We start from the raw sequence: 20,089 nt of genomic DNA, 5'->3' as shown, positions 1-20,089 counted from the left end.
CGAAAGTATGAAAAAATTAGCAGCGATTCTCTCTTGTATAATATTTGTAATGGCTCTTAGCTATCTTGGTTGGCGTAGTATTGAACATGAAGTTTTAATGCGTCAACATCAGCAAAGATCGTTAGCACAAAGCCGATTGGAGAATATAAAATCATCGATTGAATCGCTGTTAAATCAGCGTTCCGTTTATTTGATTAGCTTAATTCAACTTTTGGAAAAGGGCGCCGGTACGTTTGATAATCTGTTACAATCGCAATCAGATATCAAAAATGCTTTCGAAATTCGCCATAATAACATTGTTTATATCAGTAATAGTAACGATCTGCAATGGGTTAAATTTGTTGAGTCGATTAAGTATGATAATGCAATTTTAATCAACCCCAATTCGTCGAATGAATTATCTCTGCCAACCTCGGGTTGGTATCAGTCTTATGATCATCTGATTTTTTGGTCTAAAAAGGGTAACATTATCAAGGGATTTGAGCTATCAACGATTAAATTTGCGTTAGATATTATTCGGTTATTTGAAGATCAATCTATCGATGATAACTTCAGTCTTTATGATGGTTCAAAACAAATCTATGTTCATGGTCAATCGACAATCAATGACATTAATGTGATGCTTGACTATCCACTACAAAATTGGCAATTAACTTATTATTATTTATCACCAAACTTTATTACTTTTTATTGGTTAGGTGGTGGAATATTATTTTTGTTTATTGTGTTAGTTATTGGTATCGTTTGTTATGTTTATCGAGAATATACACGAGCGATTCGTTTAGCTAAACAACAAGTTAGCTTTGTTGGGCAAGTTTCACATGAGTTTAAAACGCCATTAACTAATATCACACTTTATTCAGAAATGTTAAAAGAACAGTTAACCGATGAACCTTTCCCTGTACCTGAATATTTGGATGTGATCACCAGTGAAAGTCAGCGATTAACTCGCTTAGTGCAAAATGTACTTAATTTAAATAAGCCAGCTAAACAGAATTATAAAGCCGTTAATTTAACGTTGCTCATTGAGCGAGTTTATCAAACTTTCAATCCCGTTCTTAAAACAAAATCATTGCAACTGAATTTGATTTTAAATTCGAATAAAAATCACACTATCTTTACCGATGAAGATAGTGTGATGCAAATCATAAGTAATTTTTTAAGCAATGCTGAAAAATATGCCGTAAATGGCAAAAATGTTGATTTATCACTGACGACTAATGATAAACAGACTATTATCACCGTGCGGGATTATGGTCGTGGTATCCCTAAGCATCTATTAAAGAAAATTTTCAAACCCTTTTATCGGATAAATTCATCCATTACCGAAGGCGTTTCGGGAACAGGAATTGGGCTTACTATTGCCAACCAATTAGCGCAGCAATTGCAGGGTACTATCAAGGTAACCAATGAAAATCCGGGTACTGCGTTTTCATTAATTTTAACGGAGCATGTGCATGAAGATTTTAATCGCTGAGGATGATCATAACATTCGTAAAGGAATGTCGGATCTTTTACAACAAGAAGGTTATACCATCCTTCAAGCTGAAAATGGGAAAACTGCGCTTAAATTGTTTAAACAGGATAAACCTGATTTTATCATTTTAGATATTATGATGCCCGAAATGGATGGGTATTGTGTTTGTCGTGAGATTCGAAAATTAGATGATGATATACCGATTCTTTTTTTATCCGCTAAAGATGAAGAAATCGATCGCGTTATTGGTTTAGAGCTTGGCGCTGATGACTATATGAGTAAACCTTTTGGCATTCATGAACTTCGAGCAAGAATCAAAGCTATTGCTAAACGTTATTTAAAATTAAAACATGCTAACCATATAAACGATGAATTTTTTTATTTTGGTGATTTGACGGTTTATCCAATCGAGTTATGTGCAAAACGTAATCAACAAGTAATCGAGCTTTCACTTCGAGAAATCAAAATTATATCTTGCCTGTATCAACATCAAAATCAAGTTGTGACAAGGGATATGCTTTTTGATTATGTATGGGGATATGATTATTCACCAAATAGTCGAACACTTGATCAGCATATCTCTAAATTACGTAAACAAATTGAACTCGATCCATTGAATCCTGTTTTAATTAAAACCATTCATGGCTTCGGTTATCGACATTAAAATCGGGTGATTTATTAAATCGTTCTGCCTGAATTGAAATTTAAAAGCGATGTAATTGTTGTTTTATCAAAGCTTGAAAAGAGGTATTATTAACGCTAAATGTATTTATTGTGATAACTAAACGAATTTATGCAAATTAGCCCATTATTAGAATCACTCATGGAAGCATTACGTTGCTTACCTGGCGTTGGTCCCAAATCTGCACAACGGATGGCTTTCCATTTATTACAGCGTAATCGACAAGGCGGTATTAAATTGGCTCACGTACTTCATGAAGCGATGATTAATATCGGTCATTGCCAAGAGTGCCGAACTTTTACTGAACAATCCATTTGTACCATTTGTGCCAATGCTCGTCGTCAAAGTAGCGGTCAACTCTGTGTTGTTGAAACCCCAGCAGATATCGTTGCTATTGAACAAACCGGTCAATACAGTGGTCGTTATTTTGTATTGTTAGGTCATCTTTCTCCTTTAGATGGTATTGGTCCAACTGATATTGGTCTTGATCTATTAAAGCACAAACTATCTTCAGAAACGATCAGTGAGGTTATTTTAGCGACGAACCCAACAGTTGAAGGGGATGCAACCGCCAACTATATTGCTCAAATGTGTGCAGAGTTTGATGTAACGGCAACCCGTATCGCTCATGGCGTGCCAGTTGGTGGAGAACTTGAAATGGTAGACGGTACAACGTTATCGCACTCGTTTGTTGGTCGTCAAAAAATTGAATGGTAAATCGGTTGTAGATTAAGCATCAATGTTTTCTGAACAGTTACCAAATCATTCGTTAAATTAGCCAAAGTCGAGTGATATAAAAGGGTGTAGGAATAGTTATTTGAAGATAGAAAGAGGAATAAAATGAAGTATAAAGCCGTTGCCTTTGATATGGATGGTACTTTACTTGCCAGTAATCGTCTAATTTTACCTGAGACAGTTGCGATGATTGAAAAAATCAGTGCCAAAGGTGTTAAAGTTATTTTAGTTTCTGGTCGTCACCATTCTGTTATTTATCCGTATTATTATCAACTTAAATTATCAACACCTGCAATTTGTTGTAATGGATCTTACCTGTATGATTTTGAAAAACAGCAATCATTTGCCGGTAAACCCATGACAAAAGAGCAAGCAAAAACATTGCTTAATTTGGTCAATCAATATGGTATTCATACGCTTATTTACACTGACAAAATGATGACTTATGAAGTGCTCGATGATCATTTAGAAGGTTTTTTTAAATGGGTAAATTCGTTGCCTTCATTTTTACAACCTGAGATTAAAAAAGTAGATAGCTTTGATAAGGTAATTGACGAAGCAGGAGCGGTTTACAAATTTGCCACAAGTAGTCATGATCTGCCTGCATTACGACAATTTTCGGATACTGTTGAAGCACTTAATCAATTTTCGTGCGAATGGTCTTGGTCGAATCGCGCTGATGTCGCCGTGAAGGGCAATACAAAGGGAAATGGTTTAATGCATTGGGCTAAACACGAAAATATCGATCTTAGTGAAATCGTCGCATTTGGTGATAGCTATAATGATATTTCAATGTTGACGTTGGCGGGGCTGGGTATTGCGATGGGCAACGCAGATGATGAAGTGAAAGCCAAAGCCGACCATGTTATTGGTGACAATAACAGTACCAGTATTGCGAGTGAACTTGAAAAACTGTTTTTATAGTATTTGTTAAATAATGTTCGAAATTCTTTATCAAGATGATGCTTTAATTGCGATTAACAAGCCATCCGGTTGGCTTGTGCATCGCAGTTGGTTAGATAAACATGAAACGACGGTTGTCATGCAAACTTTGCGAGATCAGATTGGGCAACATGTGTTTCCTATTCATCGCTTAGATCGTCCTACATCTGGGGTATTATTGTTTGCTTTATCTAGTGAAACCGCTCGTTTAATGTCACAACAGTTTGCAACTAAACAGATTGAAAAAACGTATCATGCAATTGTTCGGGGTTATGTTGAAGGTGAGGCGATAATTGATTATCCTTTAGTTGAAGAGCTGGATAAAATTGCCGATAAGTTCTCGACACCGAATAAACCCGCACAAGATGCAATTACTTTTTATCGGGGTATCAGTAAGATCGAAGTACCGATTAAAGTTGGTAAATTTGATACAGCAAGATTTAGTTTTGTGGAATTAAAACCCCAAACCGGTCGAAAACATCAATTACGCCGCCACATGAAACATATATTTCATCCTATTTTAGGTGATAGTAAACATGGCGATCTTCATCAAAATCGAGCTTTTACTGCTTACTTTGGTATTAAAAGACTAATGTTACATGCAAGTTCTCTTAATATTATTCACCCACTAACGCAGTGTCCAATCACGATTAAAGCTGATTTAGATAATAACTGGCTATCTATTTTGAAAAATTTTGAATTGATTTAATCAATTCATTTTATCTTTTTATTAAATAATTTGGCGTTATTTTAGTGCAAGTAGCTTTAATTTCTATTAATAATACAAATGAATAGGGTCATTAAGTCCATTTAAAAAACGGAGTAAATAAAGTATTAAAATGTAATTTAATATAACGATTTTGTTTTTGATTACTTAAGAATAATTAATAAAATTTTACTTATTTCTTTTCAATTAAAATATTACATAGTATGATTTTGTACCTTTTCAAGTTTGTAAATCGATTTATGCTACCTTGAAAAGGAATTCGAATAGATTTATGTCGTTAATATTCTGTTAATGGGAAAAAAAATGAAATTAGTTGTAAAGTTTTTGGGTATTTTTATGTTATCGCTTATGGTTTTTGCCTGTACCAATAATGATTCTCCAGAAGCCGTTGGAGAAAAATTTACAAAAGCTGGTTATAGCGTTGATATGGATACCTTTATGGATTTATTGTATATTTCTGATGATATGCAAAAAGATGGTGTTGATGTAAAAATACTATTAAAAAGTAAATTTAAGAGTGTTTTAGATGAATCTGCAAAAATGGCAAAAAACCATGGCGGAATTGATAAAATCGTTAGTTCACCTGCTGAATATAATACCGATAAAACAAAAGCTCAAGTTGAAGTCACTGTTTCATTTAAAGATGGTGCACAAAAGAAATCTAGTTTAGATTTGATAAAGATTGATGGCAAATGGCTTGTCAATATGAAATAAATCATAAGAATAGTGTTTAATAACGAAAATAAAAAAGGGTAAATCAATGGTTACCCTTTTTCTATTATGATTAGCTAATTTTTAAATTGTCATGAAATTTTGCCATTATGTCTTTATTGTTATACTGTTTTGTTCTAATTTAGTGACAAAAACGGTATCAGCTGATTCTTTAGATGCTCAATCTAACTTTATTCCACTTATAAAAGTAGGGGATTGGATTTTTCGCAAAGGTGTTCAAATTGATAGCTTGGTGATTAATCAATTAGGCGGGGGTGATTTTTCTCATATTGGTTTTATTATTGCAACTGAGCCAGAAGTTAGAGTAATTCATGCAACAACGGGCGATAATGAAAATCTACCAAATCAAGTTATTATTTCAACAATTGATGAATTTACTACGCCTTCACTTGCACAGAAGTATGCGATAGCAAGACCCCATTTTTTATCTGATCAACAACAACAATTGATAGTTGCAGAACTATTAACTAAACAAGGTGCTCCATTTGTACTAGCTAGTCGTGATGAAGATCATTTATATTGCACTACATTGCTTTATGACGCCATTGTCAAAATTTATCCGGAGTTTAATTTAGAATGGAAGTATGCTAACTTTCCTTTATTCAATGGCATTTACTTATTTCCGAGTGCCTTCGCAGACTATGAGGGTATCACATGGATCTATCACTATTCTGAAAATTAATCAGATGGACAAAGCTTGTAATAACCGTTCTGATAAATCATGGTTATTAGCTTTATTAATTTAAGTACTGACATCAGTCGTGATCAACCACCATTTTAGTTAATCTGTAAGCAGGTAAATACCATTTTAAAACGTAATAGACTAGGTGATTTTTGCTGATTACTAAATTTTATTTTTTAAATTTATGTCGATTATATGTTGAAATTTGGATGAATAATTATCGAAAAGGGCAGTGAGATTAAATAACTTTTGTGACTGCTGTAATTATAAACTATTTATTCTTGACGTATAAACATGCCAATGCTAATATTTGCCACCTATTCAGTTAGACCTCAACGGCGCGTTGGCAGAGTGGCCATGCTGCGGATTGCAAATCCGTCTACCTCAGTTCGATTCTGGGACGCGCCTCCATTAAATTATTAAATAAATCAGTATTTCAAAATAGATAAGCATCAAAAAAATATTCCACGAATAATATATAGTTAAAATAAATTGTTTTTTATATGCGGGTTTAAGGTTGATGTATTTTAGCTCTTCATCTTTATTGGGTTTTATATCGGTTTTGATTAAATCTACTACTTATCTAAGGTGCTTCATTCTATTTGATGAAATATCATGATTGATATTATTTATTGATTTAATTAAGTTAATTTTATTTACAAGTTTTAACTGGGAAAAGCCCTTAGTTGGGCTCTTACAAGTTATTATGACTATTTTCTTTTAAAATTATCATCATTTTTAGTGTATTCATATGCATCAATAATTAATCCAGAAATCCTCAATACATTTTCTGGTTTATCAATAATAATTTGATCTCCAGCACCTATTTCTAAATTAGCTCTCTTTATTTCTTCTTTAATATTTTCAGTGAGAACAATTGGCAACTGAATCGAAGGACGTTGCTTATTATCGTAGTAACGAACCATCCATCTATTAGATTTGTTTTGATAAAGCACACTAAAGTAAGATTCTGTATCTTTATAAGTTAATTCATTATCATTTATAATCGAGTTTATATGTTCAAAAAACATTCTTTCAGAATACGTAGTTATAATTTTACTATTTTCAGGATCTATAATATCGGCTTTTTCGTCAATTGTTGTATCTCTATTATCTTTATTAGTTAAATCATCGGTTAGTTCTTTTTTTCCTGTTAAGCCAACAACCACCATATTACTTACCGCTTTTTCAATTGCCTTTTGTACAATAGGTGTAATGCTATCCAAAAACTTTTGGTTTAGTTGCCTAGATATATTTGATTTGTTGGCAATATATTTGACAAAATCAATGGGTGATTCTCTCAAGGTTGAAGCGATAGCTTTAGTAAATAATGAAAAATAAATACTTTCTTCAGCTAACGTTCTTAGCGCTTCTGGTTTGAATTGATCATATCTAAATTGATAAAGTTGCTCATAATCATTATCTTGTAATTTTTCAATATTTATTTTTAAAAAAGGATTTGAGTCCATTATGTTTTTTTGTTCTAAATCTGTGAAAAATCTCCATTCTCTGCCATTCGTTATAGCTGCAACAGCGACTTCTGGAGTAGCATTAAAATATCTGGAAAGTTGAGGGCAATGGTTGGCTAATTCTTCATTCCATGATTTTGCTTCTATAAACATTACGGGTAAACTTTGACAAAAAAGTGCATAATCAACACGTTCATTAGCTTTTTCCCCTGGAAAATCTGCTTTAAACTCTGCTTTAACTTTGGTTGGATCGTAGGGAGTAAACCCTAGTATGTCCAGTAAAGGTAGTATCAATGCTTGTTTAGTTGTTTCTTCTGTATTGCAGTGACAACCAACTTTTTTGACATGCTCTGAGTGATTCTCCAATTTTGATTTGAAATTATTCATTATATTATCCTTGCATCATTTTTAGTATCTAACATATTTAAACATTAATACGATTATCAATTTTGTTTTAGAAAATTGATTAATCTGAAATTTATTTCTAAGTTTTTTATTATTATTTTGTTGTAAATTTTGCTACTTTTACAAAGTATCAATTAATGACAGAAATATTATGAAATATAGATATTTTTCTCATATCATTACTTTAAAAATTCAAAAAAACTATAAATCATTTGCCAAGTTATCTTTGAAAGATTGCTGACCTATTTTTAGGCATCGTCTTAAAATTATTGGAAACAATATTTAAAATAAATATATAAATATTTATCAATTATTTTCAATATTTACGATTTATTTGTAAATTTTAATGTAAAACAAAAAATGTGCAATACTATTTAAAAAGATTTATTAATATCTAACAATTTTAAAATATATTATTTCATTGCTGTGTAATGTATATGATAATTATTTAATTTTTTGGGAAACTGAAGAAATTTATTTTTTGACTCAAATTTTGAGTTGTAACACAATAAAAAAACGATTAGTTTGGGGAGTAAATACGATTTTTTTTAACGTATAATCAAGAGAATAATTAATATGTCAGTCATTTTGCTTTTTATAATTAAGAATGTGTCCTCATAAAATTTTGAAACTTAATCTTACGCTATTTTCATTAATTTTTGTTTAAACTGATTGCTATATTGCTCAAAAAAGAGTACAAATAATAGTCAAATATAGGTATTCTTGATTTGACTACTATGAGCTACTTTAATTATCATGCAAAAGCAAAAAAATTAATCAAAGATGGTTTTCTTCTGGGCTATGAGTTTGTGGATAATTGGAATGGAATTAAACCCGCTTTGGTGCTGTATTTTGTGAACGAAAAGCCTATGCCAATCAGAGAGTATCGTTGGGAAGAGTATTTCCCTCTTATTAATAAAGAAATCTAAAAGATGAATAGTTAAACAAAGTGAAAACCATTTATTTACTAGTTTACGATATATGGTATATTCTTATCGTTGTTCCATTCATTAAAGAATTAGTTATTTGAACAATTTGATTTGAATTTAATCATCATTTTTGATGAAAATCGTATTAAATCCTATCAAGTTAGGATTTGTTAAGTTCATCTTTAAATAAATTTGCCAAGCTCTAGCCTAAAGCGTAAAATGCCCACCTATTTTGCTTAACCTATTACTGCTGAGTAATACTGACTTGAAATCAGAGGCATTTTTTAATGACAAATTTATACCCAAAACCTGAGTTACTTTCGCCTGCCGGTTCTCTTAAAAATATGCGTTATGCGTTTGCTTATGGTGCAGATGCGGTTTACGCCGGTCAACCCCGTTATAGTTTGCGTGTTCGCAATAATGAATTTAATCATGAAAATTTAGCTATCGGCATTAATGAAGCCCACGCACAGGGCAAAAAGTTTTATGTGGTGGTGAATATTGCACCACATAATTCAAAACTCAAAACGTTTATTCGTGATCTTGAACCTATTGTCAATATGAAACCCGATGCTTTCATTATGTCTGATCCGGGTTTAATTATGCTTGTTCGTGAGCATTTTCCGGAAATGGAAATTCATTTATCGGTACAATCCAATGCTGTTAACTGGGCAACCGTTAAATTTTGGCATCAAATGGGACTAACACGTGTTGTGTTGTCTCGAGAGCTGTCTCTTGATGAGATTGCCGAAATACGTGAAAAAGTTCCTGAGATGGAATTAGAAGTGTTTATCCATGGTGCACTTTGTATGGCATATTCTGGGCGTTGTCTGTTGTCTGGTTATATTAATAAACGAGATTCTAACCAAGGTACATGTACTAACGCATGCCGTTGGGAATACAAAGTTGCCGAAGGAAAAGAAGATGAAGTAGGGCAGATTGTTCATAAATGTGAACCCATACCGGTACAACAAGTTGAACCTACACTTGGCATTGGTCAAACAACAAATAAAGTATTTATGTTAGAAGAATCTGGTCGACCCGGTGAATACATGCAAGCATTCGAAGATGAGCATGGTACTTATATCATGAATTCTAAAGATTTAAGAGCAGTAGAACTAGTAGAAGATTTGACTAAAATAGGTGTCCACTCATTGAAAATTGAGGGGCGTACCAAGTCCTTTTATTACTGTGCAAGAACGGCACAAGTGTATCGTCAAGCGATAGATGCTGCAAGCGAAGGTAAGCCATTTGATCCTCGTTTGTTGGCTGAACTTGATTCTTTAGCGCATCGCGGTTATACCGAAGGCTTTTTGCGTCGTCATAAGCATGAAGATATGCAAAATTATGTTCACAGTCATTCGGTATCCGACAGACAACAGTTTGTGGGGGAATTTAGTGGTGAACGTCTAAATGGTTTAGCGGAAATTATTGTTAAGAATAAGTTCTCAGTGGGTGATAGTGTTGAGATGATGACACCAAAAGGTAACATGACTTTTACTATTGAACGTATGGAGAATAAAAAAGGGCAACCAGTGCCAGCGGGATTAGGTGATGGACATATTGTTTATATTCCAATCCCAGAAGAAATCGACTTAGATTATGCATTATTAATGCGTAATTTTGACTAAATATTGAAGTATCAACTGTCAGGTGTTACTGAACAGTTGATACAGATTTTATTGACGAATTAAATCATCCCCAATACCTATCCATTTATAGGTTGTTAGTGCTTCAAGTCCCATAGGGCCTCTGGCATGTAATTTTTGAGTACTTACAGCCACTTCAGCGCCTAAGCCAAATTGTCCACCGTCGGTAAAACGTGTCGAGGCGTTGACATATACCGCTGCTGCATCGACTTGATTAACAAATTGTTCAGCATTAGTTAGGTTACGGGTTAAGATTGATTCTGAATGACCACTTCCATATTCTCGTATATGTTCTATTGCATTTTCGAGGGAATCGACGATAACAACATTAAGGTCTTTTGATAGCCATTCTTGACGTAACTCTTCATCTTTTATCGGATACACATTAGCTTTATTTGAGTTTAACATTTCAATTGTGCGCTTATCTGCATGTAAGGTAACCTCATTATCTGTCATTATTTGGCTTAATATAGGCATGAACATTGGCGCAATTTTATGATGAACTAATAATGTTTCCAGCGTATTACAAGTGCTAGGGCGCTGTGTTTTAGCATTAATAATAATGGCTAGCGCTTTATCAAAATCAGCACTTTCATCAACAAAAATATGACAGACACCAATACCCCCTGTAATGACAGGTATAGTAGATTGTTCACGGCATAACTGATGTAGTGCCACGCCACCTCTTGGAATAATCATATCAATGTACTTGTCGAGTTTAAGTAATTCGTTAATATATTTTCGGTCAGGATTGTCTATATATTGTATGGCGGTTTGTGGTAATCCAACTCGTGATAAGGCTTGTTGGATAACAGAAATAATCGCCATATTAGTCTTTAGCGTTTCTTTGCCACCTCTGAGTATCGCCGCATTACCTGTTTTCAAGCAAAGCGAAGCAATATCAATGGTTACATTTGGACGAGCTTCATATATTACACCAATTACACCTAATGGCACTCTGTGACGTTGTAACTTTAAACCGCTGTCTAACGTTGACCCATCAATAATTTCGCCTATTGGATCCTTCAATGTGATGACTTTACAAACATCATTGGCAATCGATGATAATCGTTCAGGGGTTAGCAGTAGACGATCAATAATGGCATCACTTAAGCCTTGTTCTTTTGCTAATTTTATATCGTGCGCATTAGCTGTTAGAATCAGGGTACTTTGTGCTTCTAATAAATCGGCAATGACCGTAAGTACTTTATTTTTCGCAGCAGTAGGGCATTGTGCTAATTGGTATGCAGCTTGTTTTGCTGCTTTTCCGATTTGGTTTAACATGATGAGACCTTTATAGATTTTTTAATTCTTAATATTGGTTAAGCGCATAATATACGTTTAAAGCATTATGCTGATTTTCTACTTTATTATTGGTATTTATGAATTTAAATCAATTGATTTTATCTTAATTATTAAGCCTAATAATTATTAGTGTATTGTATTTAAATAAGATTGCATAATAAATTATGCTTTAATAATCATATCATTTCGATGAACGGCAACTGAACCATATTCATAGCCAATAATTTGGCTAATTTCCAATGAGTGATGTCCTGCGATCTGTTGTAGTGCATCGCTATTATAACGACTGACTCCTCGGGCAATGGATTTGCCTGATTTATCGCAAATATCAACCACTTCACCACGTGAAAAGGTTTGTGCAACTTTTATAATTCCTTTTGGTAAAAGGGAGCTTCCATTATTTAAAATTGCATTCACTGCACCGTCATCTAATATAAGTTTTCCTGCTATCGGTGCACCAAATATCCAATGTTTGCGATGTTCTAATGGTGTTTTTTGAGCAATAAAACGGGTGCCAATCGATTTATTACTCATGATATCGATAATTACATTGGGTCTGTTTCCTGCCGCTATAACAACTTCGATACCGGCACTTCCTGCGACTTCGGCAGCTTGTATTTTTGTGCTCATTCCACCGGTACCTAACCCTGAAACACTATCGCCTGCGATACTACGCAAATGATCGTCGATCTGTTCGATTTCTGAAATTAATTTAGCGTTTTTATCTGATCTAGGATCGGCAGTATATAAACCTTCGATATCAGTTAATAAAATAAGTTTATCGGCTTCTGCTAAAATAGCCGCAAGTGCAGATAAATTATCATTATCGCCAACTTTAATTTCCGCTGTTGCTACCGCATCATTTTCATTGATAACGGGTACAATTTGGTTATCCAACATTGCTTTTAACACATCTTGAGCATTTAGGAATCTTTCACGATCTTCTAAATCTGCACGTGTTAATAGCATTTGACCAATGTAAATTTTATAAATAGAAAACAGTTGTTCCCAAAGTTGAATGAGTTTACTTTGACCAACAGAAGCAAGTAATTGTTTTGATGCAACCGTATTAGGTAGGTTAGGGTAGTTTAAATACTCTCGTCCGGCAGCAATCGCACCTGACGTTACAATAATAACTTTATGACCTTCTTGATGTAAGATTGCACATTGTCGTATTAATTCTACTATCCGTGCACGATCTAGCTGTTTTGTCCCACTTGTTAATACGCTTGTACCCAATTTAACCACGACAACTTGCTGTTTTATGTTAGTCATAACAATACTCATTTTATACTGGTATTACAAAATAGACTTCATCCACGCTACTGATTGTGTTAATGCTTGATGTAAACTTTTTTGTAATGGTGTTTTTGGAATAGTGATAATTTTATTTTGCTTGGCTGAATGAATAAGTTTTGCTTCAGTTAAGGTACTAAGCACATCATTTTCGAAAATAATATTCATCACAGGAACTGGGCAAGCTCGAGTTAAAAGACCCTGATTTTTCAGTGAGAAATAATTTAATTCGGCGGCTAATTGTTGGTTGGATATTAGCGGTAATCCCAAACGGCTAGCTAGCATATCTTTGTAGCTATTAGGTAGATTTTTTTGTAGTTCTTTATCAGTAAAAATTTGATGAACAAAAGGTGTAAAATTAAATAATCCTTTGATTTTATTTGGCATCAAATAGGTTAATCGTGTTGCAATATGCGAACCAAAACGAAAACCTGCCACAATTAAACGATTATTATCCACCCAAGGCACGGTAGAAAGTTGCTCAATAATGGCTTGATGAATCTGACTACTATTTTGAGTTAAAGTGAAGTTACGACTGTATCCAACACTGGGTAAATCCACAGTTAACATCGCAATGCCTTGCGGTGCTAAATATTCACTAAAATATCGATAAAAATCAATTTGCAAATTACCAAGTGCATTACAGATCACAACGACAGGGCAAGTACCTTCAGTTTTAGGTAAATGAAGTAGCGTTTTGATATTCCGATCTTCAACTTTGAATTCAAGTTCTTTAATCTTATAAGGGGAATAATTGAGTGCTTTTGTATAAGCTTGATATGCACATGTTTGGGCATGCATCGCTAACTCGTCATTTTTAAAATGAGGATAGCTTGCAATACTTGCATATTCACTTGCAATCAAATAATAAGTATTTAGGTTTTTTTTATCGTCTTCGCTTAAATTGGTGGGATCGATTGCATCGGCTTTTGCTGACCATTCAGCAGCTTGATTCAAAAATTCGTAAATCCAATTACCAGGTTGATAACCAATAACTGAATCTAACCATTTATCATTGGTGTGTTTTTTAGTTGAAGCAGCAATTCGTGATAAAACTGCTTCAACTTCAAGCTTTGGCAAACCACGCCAAAACCACAAAATGGGATTGATAATTCTATACCATCTTGAATCTAGGTCGCCGTCTAACGGACTAATACTACTACCGTCACTGTAATCAATACGATTAATAAGCCCCGAAGTTTCTGGATAATCATATTGCTGTTTAAATATTTGTTCTGATAGATTTTTAGTCGCTGACATAACAGCCAATTATCCCTTATGGTAGATTAATTATTCATGATCACTAATTGGTTTAACAAACATGACACCGGTATCCCAAGGCTGTTCAATCCAAGTATCTTGTTCAATATCTACAACATAATCATCAACAAGAGGTTTACCAGCCGGTTTTGCAAAAATAGTGACAAATCGTGCTTTAGGATACATGTCACGTATGGTGTGAGCGGTGTTACCGGTATCAACTAAATCATCAACAACAATAAAACCTTCACCATCACCGTTAGCTTGTTTAAGAATCAGTTTTTCACGCTGATGATCATGATCATAGCTTGAAATACAGACAGTATCAACATAACGAATGCTTAATTCTCGAGCAAGAATCGCAGCTGGTACTAAACCACCACGGCTTACTGCAATAATGCCTTTCCATTGATTTGCGGGTAATAAACGTTTTGAAAGTTGACGTCCATAGGCTTGTAGCATTTCCCAGGTAACGTTGAATTTTTCTTTTTCAGCGATGATTTCAGCTTTATGCTGTTTTTTAGCTTTAATTTCTTCTTCAGTTAAATTTTGTTCTATTGACATGAGTAACTCGCAATTTTAATCGAATGTGTAAATATAATAAATTAATATTAATGGACTAAAAATAGATGTAAAATTGCACCTTATTATAGAGCGATTACACAAAAAAAACCACTCATTAATTAATTACTCACTTAATATTGAGGATATATTATGCTTTCCACATTAGAGCCAAAATTTACTTGGCAGATTTTTAATGATATTTGTAAAATTCCACATCCTTCACATCATGAACAAATGATAACTAAATATATTGTTGATTTTGCCAATTCTCATCATATTGCTTATCAAATCGATAAAGCAGGAAATATTTTGCTATCAAAACCAGCAACCAAAGGTTTGGAACATTGTCCTTCAATTGCGTTACAAGCTCATATGGATATGGTTCCTCAAAAAAATGAAGGCACAGTACACGATTTTTTGACTGATCCTATTCAAGCTTATGTTGACGGTGAATGGGTCAAAGCTAAAGGAACAACTTTAGGAGCTGATAATGGTGTTGGTCTGGCTTCGGCATTAGCTGTTTTAATTGATCCGACTGTTGAGCATGGGCCGTTAGAAGTGCTTGTTACCACATCAGAAGAGACCGGTATGCATGGCGCATTTGGTCTTCAACCTAATTGGCTTAAAAGTAAATATTTAATTAATACCGATTCTGAAGATGAAGGTGAAATATTTACAGGATGCGCTGGAGGCGTTGATTTTACCACAACGTTCGCGATTACTTATGCTGTTATGCCAGAAAAACATGATTGTTATATGCGTATCTCATTAAAAGGTTTAAAAGGTGGGCATTCTGGGTGTGATATTCATCTTGGGCGAGGTAATGCCATTAAACTTATGGCAAGGTTTTTGGCGGAGTATGCTCAGGATTTTTCATTTCGATTGGCGGATATACAAGGTGGATCATTACGAAATGCAATCCCAAGAGAAGCATTTGCCGAAATTTCATTGAATAAACAAGATTTACCTAAGCTTGAGTCAATCATTCAGCAATACAAATCGACCTTAAAAAACGAATTAGGTAGCGTTGAACCAAATATTGAAATAAATTTGAGTGATGTTGATGAAACTAAAGTTAGACGTGTGTTAACAACCGAGCATCAAAACAAAATCATCAATTGGTTGAACTCAGCACCAAATGGTGTGGTGAGAATGAGTAATCAAATACATGGCGTCGTTGAAACATCTTTAAATTTAGGCATTGTGAATATCAAAGAGAATCAACTCTATGTAAATTTCTTAATCCGTTCACAAGTAGATTCAGCTAAAGATGCGGTTGTTTCGACCTTAATTTCATTGAGTCAATTAGTCAATGCAAATTATGAAATTAGTGGCGGTTATTCTGGTTGGGAACCGAAATTAGATTCTAGTTTGTTGCAACTTGCGAAAGACAAATATCATGAACTTTTTTCGCAAAAAGCAAAAATTATGGTAATACATGCTGGGCTAGAATGTGGTCTATTTAAGCAATCTTATCCTGATATGGATATGATTTCGATTGGGCCAACAATTGTATCTCCTCATTCTCCTGATGAAAAAGTGAATATTCAAAGCGTTCATCGTTATTGGGATCTACTTATTGCAATTTTAAAATCAGCAACACTTTTGAAATAGTATCAATTTAAAAAACCTGCGGATCGTCGTCGGCAGGTTTTTAACTATCTTAAACATTACTTTAAATTGACAAATGAAATTAAATTCACAAAAAGTGAATAAAAATTCATTTTAGGGCTTGTGTCGGTTTAATAAATAACCTACTATATATTCATTATTTAATAATAAATTATAGGAATGGTATGTTAAAAGCGGTTATTGTTGGAGCGAGTGGTTATGCAGGTGCAAAATTAGCCTATTACTTGACTAAACACCCACATGTTGAACTTGTTGCTTTAACGGTTTCAGAAAATAGTCAAGATGGGGGAAAGCTTATCTCAGACTATAATCTTCATCCTCAATTAAAAGGGGTGGTTGATTTACCTTTGATTGCAACCTCAGATTATTCTTTTTTAATTAATGATATCGATTTGGTATTTTTGGCAACTGAGCATGCTGTTAGTCATGCTATCGCCCCGTATTTTTTAGAGCACGACTGTACGGTTTTTGATTTGTCGGGTGCTTTTCGTGTTAATTCTTCCTCATTTTATCAAGATTTTTATGGTTTTACTCATCAACATCAACAATGGTTAGACCAAGCGATTTATGGTTTAGCCGAATGGAATTTTAATGCAATTAAACAAGCAAAATTAATTGCCGTTCCCGGTTGTTATCCAACGGCGAGTTTGTTACCTTTAAAGCCATTAATTGAAGAAGATTTAATAGATAAATCGCAATTACCTGTCATCAATGCGGTAAGTGGAGTAAGTGGTGCAGGGCGTAAACCTTCACATAATAATTTATTTTGTGAAGTCAGCTTACATGCCTATGGATTATTTACTCATCGTCATCAACCTGAGATTGCAACGCATCTAGGTCAAGAGGTCATTTTTACTCCTCATTTAGGATGTTTTAAACAAGGTATTCACGCAACGATAACCTGCCTTGTAAAAGCCAATGTGTCTTCTAATGATATTCTTTCGGCTTTAAATAAGTATTACAGCGATAAGCCTTTAGTTAGAGTTTATCAAAAAGATTGGCCAGCTTTAAAAGCTGTCGTTGGATTACCTTATTGTGATATAGGATTTGTTTTAAAAGGACGACATTTAATTTTAATTTCAGTGGAAGATAACTTATTGAAAGGTGCAGCAGCACAAGCTGTGCAGTGTATGAATATTCGATTTGGTTTTGATGAAACAACAGCGTTACTTTGAAAATTGGGATATTTATCGATAAATTAAGATGAATAACGGTTAACGATAATCTAAGTTAATAGGGAATTGAAATGAAACCATTAATTATTAAGCTTGGCGGCGTACTACTCGATAATAAAGATGCACTCAATAAATTGTTTTTAGTTATTCGTAATTATAAACAGAATTTTAACCGTCCTTTAATCATTGTACACGGTGGGGGCAGTGTCGTTGATTCCTTAATGGATAGGTTATCGATCCCCGTTGTTCGTCGTAATGGATTAAGGGTCACACCGGCAGATCAAATTGATGTGATTGTTGGTAGTCTTGCTGGTAGCGCAAATACCACTTTACTCTCTGAAGCTAAAAAACAGCATATACCAAGTATAGGACTCTGTTTAGCGGACGGTGATAGCGTCAAAGTTAAGCAGATTTCGGAAGAGCTCGGGTATGTTGGTGAAGCTCAGGCAGGGGAGCCAACTTTAGTGAATCTTCTAATAAAAAATGGTTATTTGCCGATCGTAAGTTCAATTGGTATAACAGATGAAGGCCAAATGATGAATGTTAACGCTGATCATGCAGCAGTGGCGTTAGCTAAAACATTAGATGCTGATTTAATTTTGCTTTCTGATGTAGTTGGCGTTTTAGATGAGAATAAACAGCGCATTGAATCATTAACACAATCACAAGCTGATCAACTTATCGCTAATGGGGTGATTACTGATGGCATGATAGTTAAAGTTAATTCTGCATTTGAAGCTGCTGAAGCGTTAGGCAGGGGAATTGATATAGCAAGTTGGAAAGAACCGGATAAACTGATTGAATTATTTAATGGAAAATCCGGTATTACGGGTACAAGAATTATTGCTTAAATAGCGATCAGATATTATATTACATCGGTTATCATTATAACTGTTTTAAGAAAAAAAGTGATGTAGGTTTCAAGATTTTTTAACTTATTCGTCGATCGTCGTTCATTAAGAAAGGGTATAACATGAAAAAAAGTAGCACAAAAAAGGTCGTTTTAGCCTATTCAGGTGGTTTAGATACATCCGCTATTATTCCTTGGTTAAAAGAAAATTATGGTGGATGTGAAGTTTATGCGTTAGTGGCTAATGTCGGTCAAGATCCAAAAGAATTGAAAGATGTTGAAAAGAAAGCCAAAGCTTCTGGCGCTGTAGCATGTAAAGTTGTCGATTTACGAGAAGAATTTGTTAAAGATTATGTTTACCCAGTCTTAAAAACCGGTGCTTTATACGAAGGAACTTATTATCTTGGTACATCAATGGCACGTCCAATTATTGCTAAAACACAAGTCGAATATGCGTTAGAAGTTGGCGCCGATACGCTTTGCCATGGTGCGACAGGTAAAGGTAATGATCAAGTCCGTTTTGAAACAACTTATACTGCGCTTGCTCCCCAATTAAAAGTGATAGCACCTTGGCGTGAGTGGGATTTACGCTCACGTGAAGCCTTAATTGACTATTTAAAAGTAAGAAAAATACCAACAACCGCAACGGTCGAAAAAATTTACAGTCGTGATGAAAATGCTTGGCACATCTCAACTGAAGGTGGCGTTCTTGAAAGCACTTGGAATCAAGCAAACGCAGATTGTTGGGCTTGGACGGTTTCTCCTGAAGATGCACCAAATAAACCTGAACTTGTGACTATTGGTATTGAAAAAGGTGAGGTAGTTTCAGTTAATGGTAAAAAACTTTCGCCTTACAACTGTGTTGCCACATTGAATAAAATTGGTGCTAAACATGGAGTAGGTCGGGTCGATATTATTGAAAATCGTTTAGTAGGAATCAAATCACGTGGTTGTTATGAAACGCCTGGTGGTACCATTATGATGACCGCTTTGCGAGGGCTTGAGCAGTTGATTTTAGATCGTGATAGTTTCAAATGGCGTGAGCAGTTAGGTCTTGAAATGGCTTATGTTGTTTATGATGGTCGTTGGTTTGCCCCTTATCGTCGCTCTATTCAAGCAGCAGCCGATGTATTAGCTGAGGATATGACAGGTGAAGTTGTGGTGAAGCTTTATAAAGGCAGTGCTACCGCAGTGCAGAAAAAATCACCGAATAGCTTATATAACGAAGAGTTTGCTACATTCGGAGAAGATGAGGTTTATGATCACAGCCATGCTGGTGGTTTTATTCGATTATTTTCTTTATCTTCACGCATTCGAGCATTGAATGAAGAAAAGAAAAAACAGCCAGCTAAAAAAGCTAAAGCTGCTACAAAAACATCTGATTCACCAAAAAAGGTAAAAACGGAGAGTAAAGCTAAAGCAGCAACCAAAGAAGTAACTAAATCTAAAACAACAAAAAAATCGGAAAAGTAATTTTTTGATATTGATCTAGATAAGTGAGATAAAAGATATATATAGGCTATGTCCTGTATATATCTCTTTTATAGTCTGTTAGCTATTTTATACAAAATAAGAACA

17 protein-coding genes, 1 tRNA gene and 1 pseudogene are annotated in these 20,089 nt (G+C 34.3%); 14 read left to right on the top strand and 5 right to left on the bottom strand.

What is annotated here, in order from left to right:
• The first annotated feature begins 7 nt into the window (after nt 1-7).
• From ACGH6P_RS02840 to ACGH6P_RS02805, 8 genes are all read left to right on the top strand, one after another.
• A complete protein-coding gene (locus ACGH6P_RS02840) occupies nt 8-1,477 on the top strand; it encodes a sensor histidine kinase (RefSeq protein ID WP_411596682.1) in 1,470 nt (489 codons plus the stop codon).
• Nucleotides 1,458-2,141, top strand: coding sequence for a response regulator transcription factor (locus tag ACGH6P_RS02835; RefSeq protein ID WP_267352291.1), 684 nt, complete (start codon nt 1,458-1,460; stop codon nt 2,139-2,141). Before ACGH6P_RS02840 ends, ACGH6P_RS02835 begins: the two co-directional genes overlap by 20 nt.
• Nucleotides 2,142-2,270: 129 nt before the next feature.
• Nucleotides 2,271-2,876 (top strand): recombination mediator RecR, encoded by a 606-nt coding sequence (gene recR, locus ACGH6P_RS02830; protein ID WP_267352290.1) that lies wholly within the window; start codon nt 2,271-2,273, stop codon nt 2,874-2,876.
• A gap of 123 nt (nt 2,877-2,999) precedes the next feature.
• Nucleotides 3,000-3,818 carry a pyridoxal phosphatase gene (locus tag ACGH6P_RS02825; RefSeq protein WP_411596681.1) on the top strand — a complete coding sequence of 273 codons (819 nt, stop codon included), beginning with the start codon at nt 3,000-3,002 and terminating at the stop codon, nt 3,816-3,818.
• A gap of 13 nt (nt 3,819-3,831) precedes the next feature.
• A complete protein-coding gene (gene truC / locus ACGH6P_RS02820; protein WP_267359855.1) occupies nt 3,832-4,545 on the top strand; it encodes a tRNA pseudouridine(65) synthase TruC in 714 nt (237 codons plus the stop codon).
• 321 nt (nt 4,546-4,866) lie between these two features.
• On the top strand, nt 4,867-5,277 hold the full coding sequence (locus ACGH6P_RS02815; RefSeq protein WP_267378808.1) for a DUF4878 domain-containing protein: 411 nt from the start codon (nt 4,867-4,869) through the stop codon (nt 5,275-5,277).
• Between the two features lie 91 nt (nt 5,278-5,368).
• A complete protein-coding gene (locus ACGH6P_RS02810) occupies nt 5,369-5,977 on the top strand; it encodes a YiiX/YebB-like N1pC/P60 family cysteine hydrolase (RefSeq protein ID WP_267378805.1) in 609 nt (202 codons plus the stop codon).
• Nucleotides 5,978-6,314: 337 nt separating this feature from the next.
• A tRNA-Cys gene (locus tag ACGH6P_RS02805) sits at nt 6,315-6,388 on the top strand.
• A 299-nt stretch (nt 6,389-6,687) separates the two neighbouring features.
• On the opposite strand, the gene ACGH6P_RS02800 is transcribed toward ACGH6P_RS02805, so the two are convergent.
• A complete protein-coding gene (locus tag ACGH6P_RS02800; RefSeq protein WP_267359849.1) occupies nt 6,688-7,833 on the bottom strand; it encodes a type I restriction endonuclease in 1,146 nt (381 codons plus the stop codon).
• Between the two features lie 755 nt (nt 7,834-8,588).
• On the opposite strand from ACGH6P_RS02800, the gene ACGH6P_RS02795 reads away from it, so the two are divergent.
• Nucleotides 8,589-8,780, top strand: coding sequence for a thermostable hemolysin delta-VPH (locus ACGH6P_RS02795; protein WP_065557694.1), 192 nt, complete (start codon nt 8,589-8,591; stop codon nt 8,778-8,780).
• 287 nt (nt 8,781-9,067) lie between these two features.
• Nucleotides 9,068-10,411 carry a tRNA 5-hydroxyuridine modification protein YegQ gene (gene yegQ / locus ACGH6P_RS02790; RefSeq protein ID WP_267352284.1) on the top strand — a complete coding sequence of 448 codons (1,344 nt, stop codon included), beginning with the start codon at nt 9,068-9,070 and terminating at the stop codon, nt 10,409-10,411.
• Nucleotides 10,412-10,459: 48 nt separating this feature from the next.
• Here the strand turns inward: yegQ and proA are convergent, their stop codons facing one another.
• The 4 genes from proA to gpt all read right to left on the bottom strand — a co-directional run bounded on the left by proA (nt 10,460) and on the right by gpt (nt 14,854).
• Entirely contained in the window at nt 10,460-11,713 is a 1,254-nt protein-coding gene (gene proA / locus ACGH6P_RS02785) for a glutamate-5-semialdehyde dehydrogenase (RefSeq protein ID WP_411596680.1), read from the bottom strand.
• A gap of 183 nt (nt 11,714-11,896) precedes the next feature.
• Nucleotides 11,897-13,009 carry a glutamate 5-kinase gene (gene proB, locus ACGH6P_RS02780; RefSeq protein ID WP_411596679.1) on the bottom strand — a complete coding sequence of 371 codons (1,113 nt, stop codon included), beginning with the start codon at nt 13,007-13,009 and terminating at the stop codon, nt 11,897-11,899.
• 24 nt (nt 13,010-13,033) lie between these two features.
• The gene (gene frsA / locus ACGH6P_RS02775; RefSeq protein ID WP_411596678.1) at nt 13,034-14,290 is read right to left on the bottom strand and encodes an esterase FrsA; all 1,257 of its coding nucleotides are present in this window, start codon (nt 14,288-14,290) and stop codon (nt 13,034-13,036) included.
• Between the two features lie 30 nt (nt 14,291-14,320).
• Complete coding sequence (gene gpt / locus ACGH6P_RS02770; protein ID WP_220217131.1) at nt 14,321-14,854, bottom strand: xanthine phosphoribosyltransferase; 534 nt, start codon at nt 14,852-14,854, stop codon at nt 14,321-14,323.
• A gap of 150 nt (nt 14,855-15,004) precedes the next feature.
• On the opposite strand from gpt, the gene ACGH6P_RS02765 reads away from it, so the two are divergent.
• The 4 genes and pseudogenes from ACGH6P_RS02765 to ACGH6P_RS02750 form a co-directional block, all read left to right on the top strand.
• Nucleotides 15,005-16,468 (top strand): aminoacyl-histidine dipeptidase, encoded by a 1,464-nt coding sequence (locus ACGH6P_RS02765; protein ID WP_267359838.1) that lies wholly within the window; start codon nt 15,005-15,007, stop codon nt 16,466-16,468.
• A gap of 182 nt (nt 16,469-16,650) precedes the next feature.
• Nucleotides 16,651-17,661: an N-acetyl-gamma-glutamyl-phosphate reductase gene (gene argC, locus ACGH6P_RS02760; RefSeq protein ID WP_411596677.1), complete on the top strand. Its 1,011-nt coding sequence runs from the start codon at nt 16,651-16,653 to the stop codon at nt 17,659-17,661.
• Between the two features lie 71 nt (nt 17,662-17,732).
• Nucleotides 17,733-18,512, top strand: coding sequence for an acetylglutamate kinase (gene argB / locus ACGH6P_RS02755; RefSeq protein ID WP_411596676.1), 780 nt, complete (start codon nt 17,733-17,735; stop codon nt 18,510-18,512).
• Nucleotides 18,513-18,634: 122 nt separating this feature from the next.
• Nucleotides 18,635-19,852, top strand: a pseudogene (locus ACGH6P_RS02750) (argininosuccinate synthase); the annotation flags it as partial.
• Nucleotides 19,853-20,089 lie beyond the last annotated feature (237 nt).

The sequence above is a fragment of the Gilliamella sp. CG25 genome, from assembly GCF_046635705.1.
In the GTDB taxonomy this organism is placed as follows: Bacteria; Pseudomonadota; Gammaproteobacteria; order Enterobacterales; family Orbaceae; genus Gilliamella; species Gilliamella apicola_I.
The sequence above is the reverse complement of the archived record's forward strand: the minus strand, read 5'-3'. Positions and strand labels throughout refer to the sequence as shown.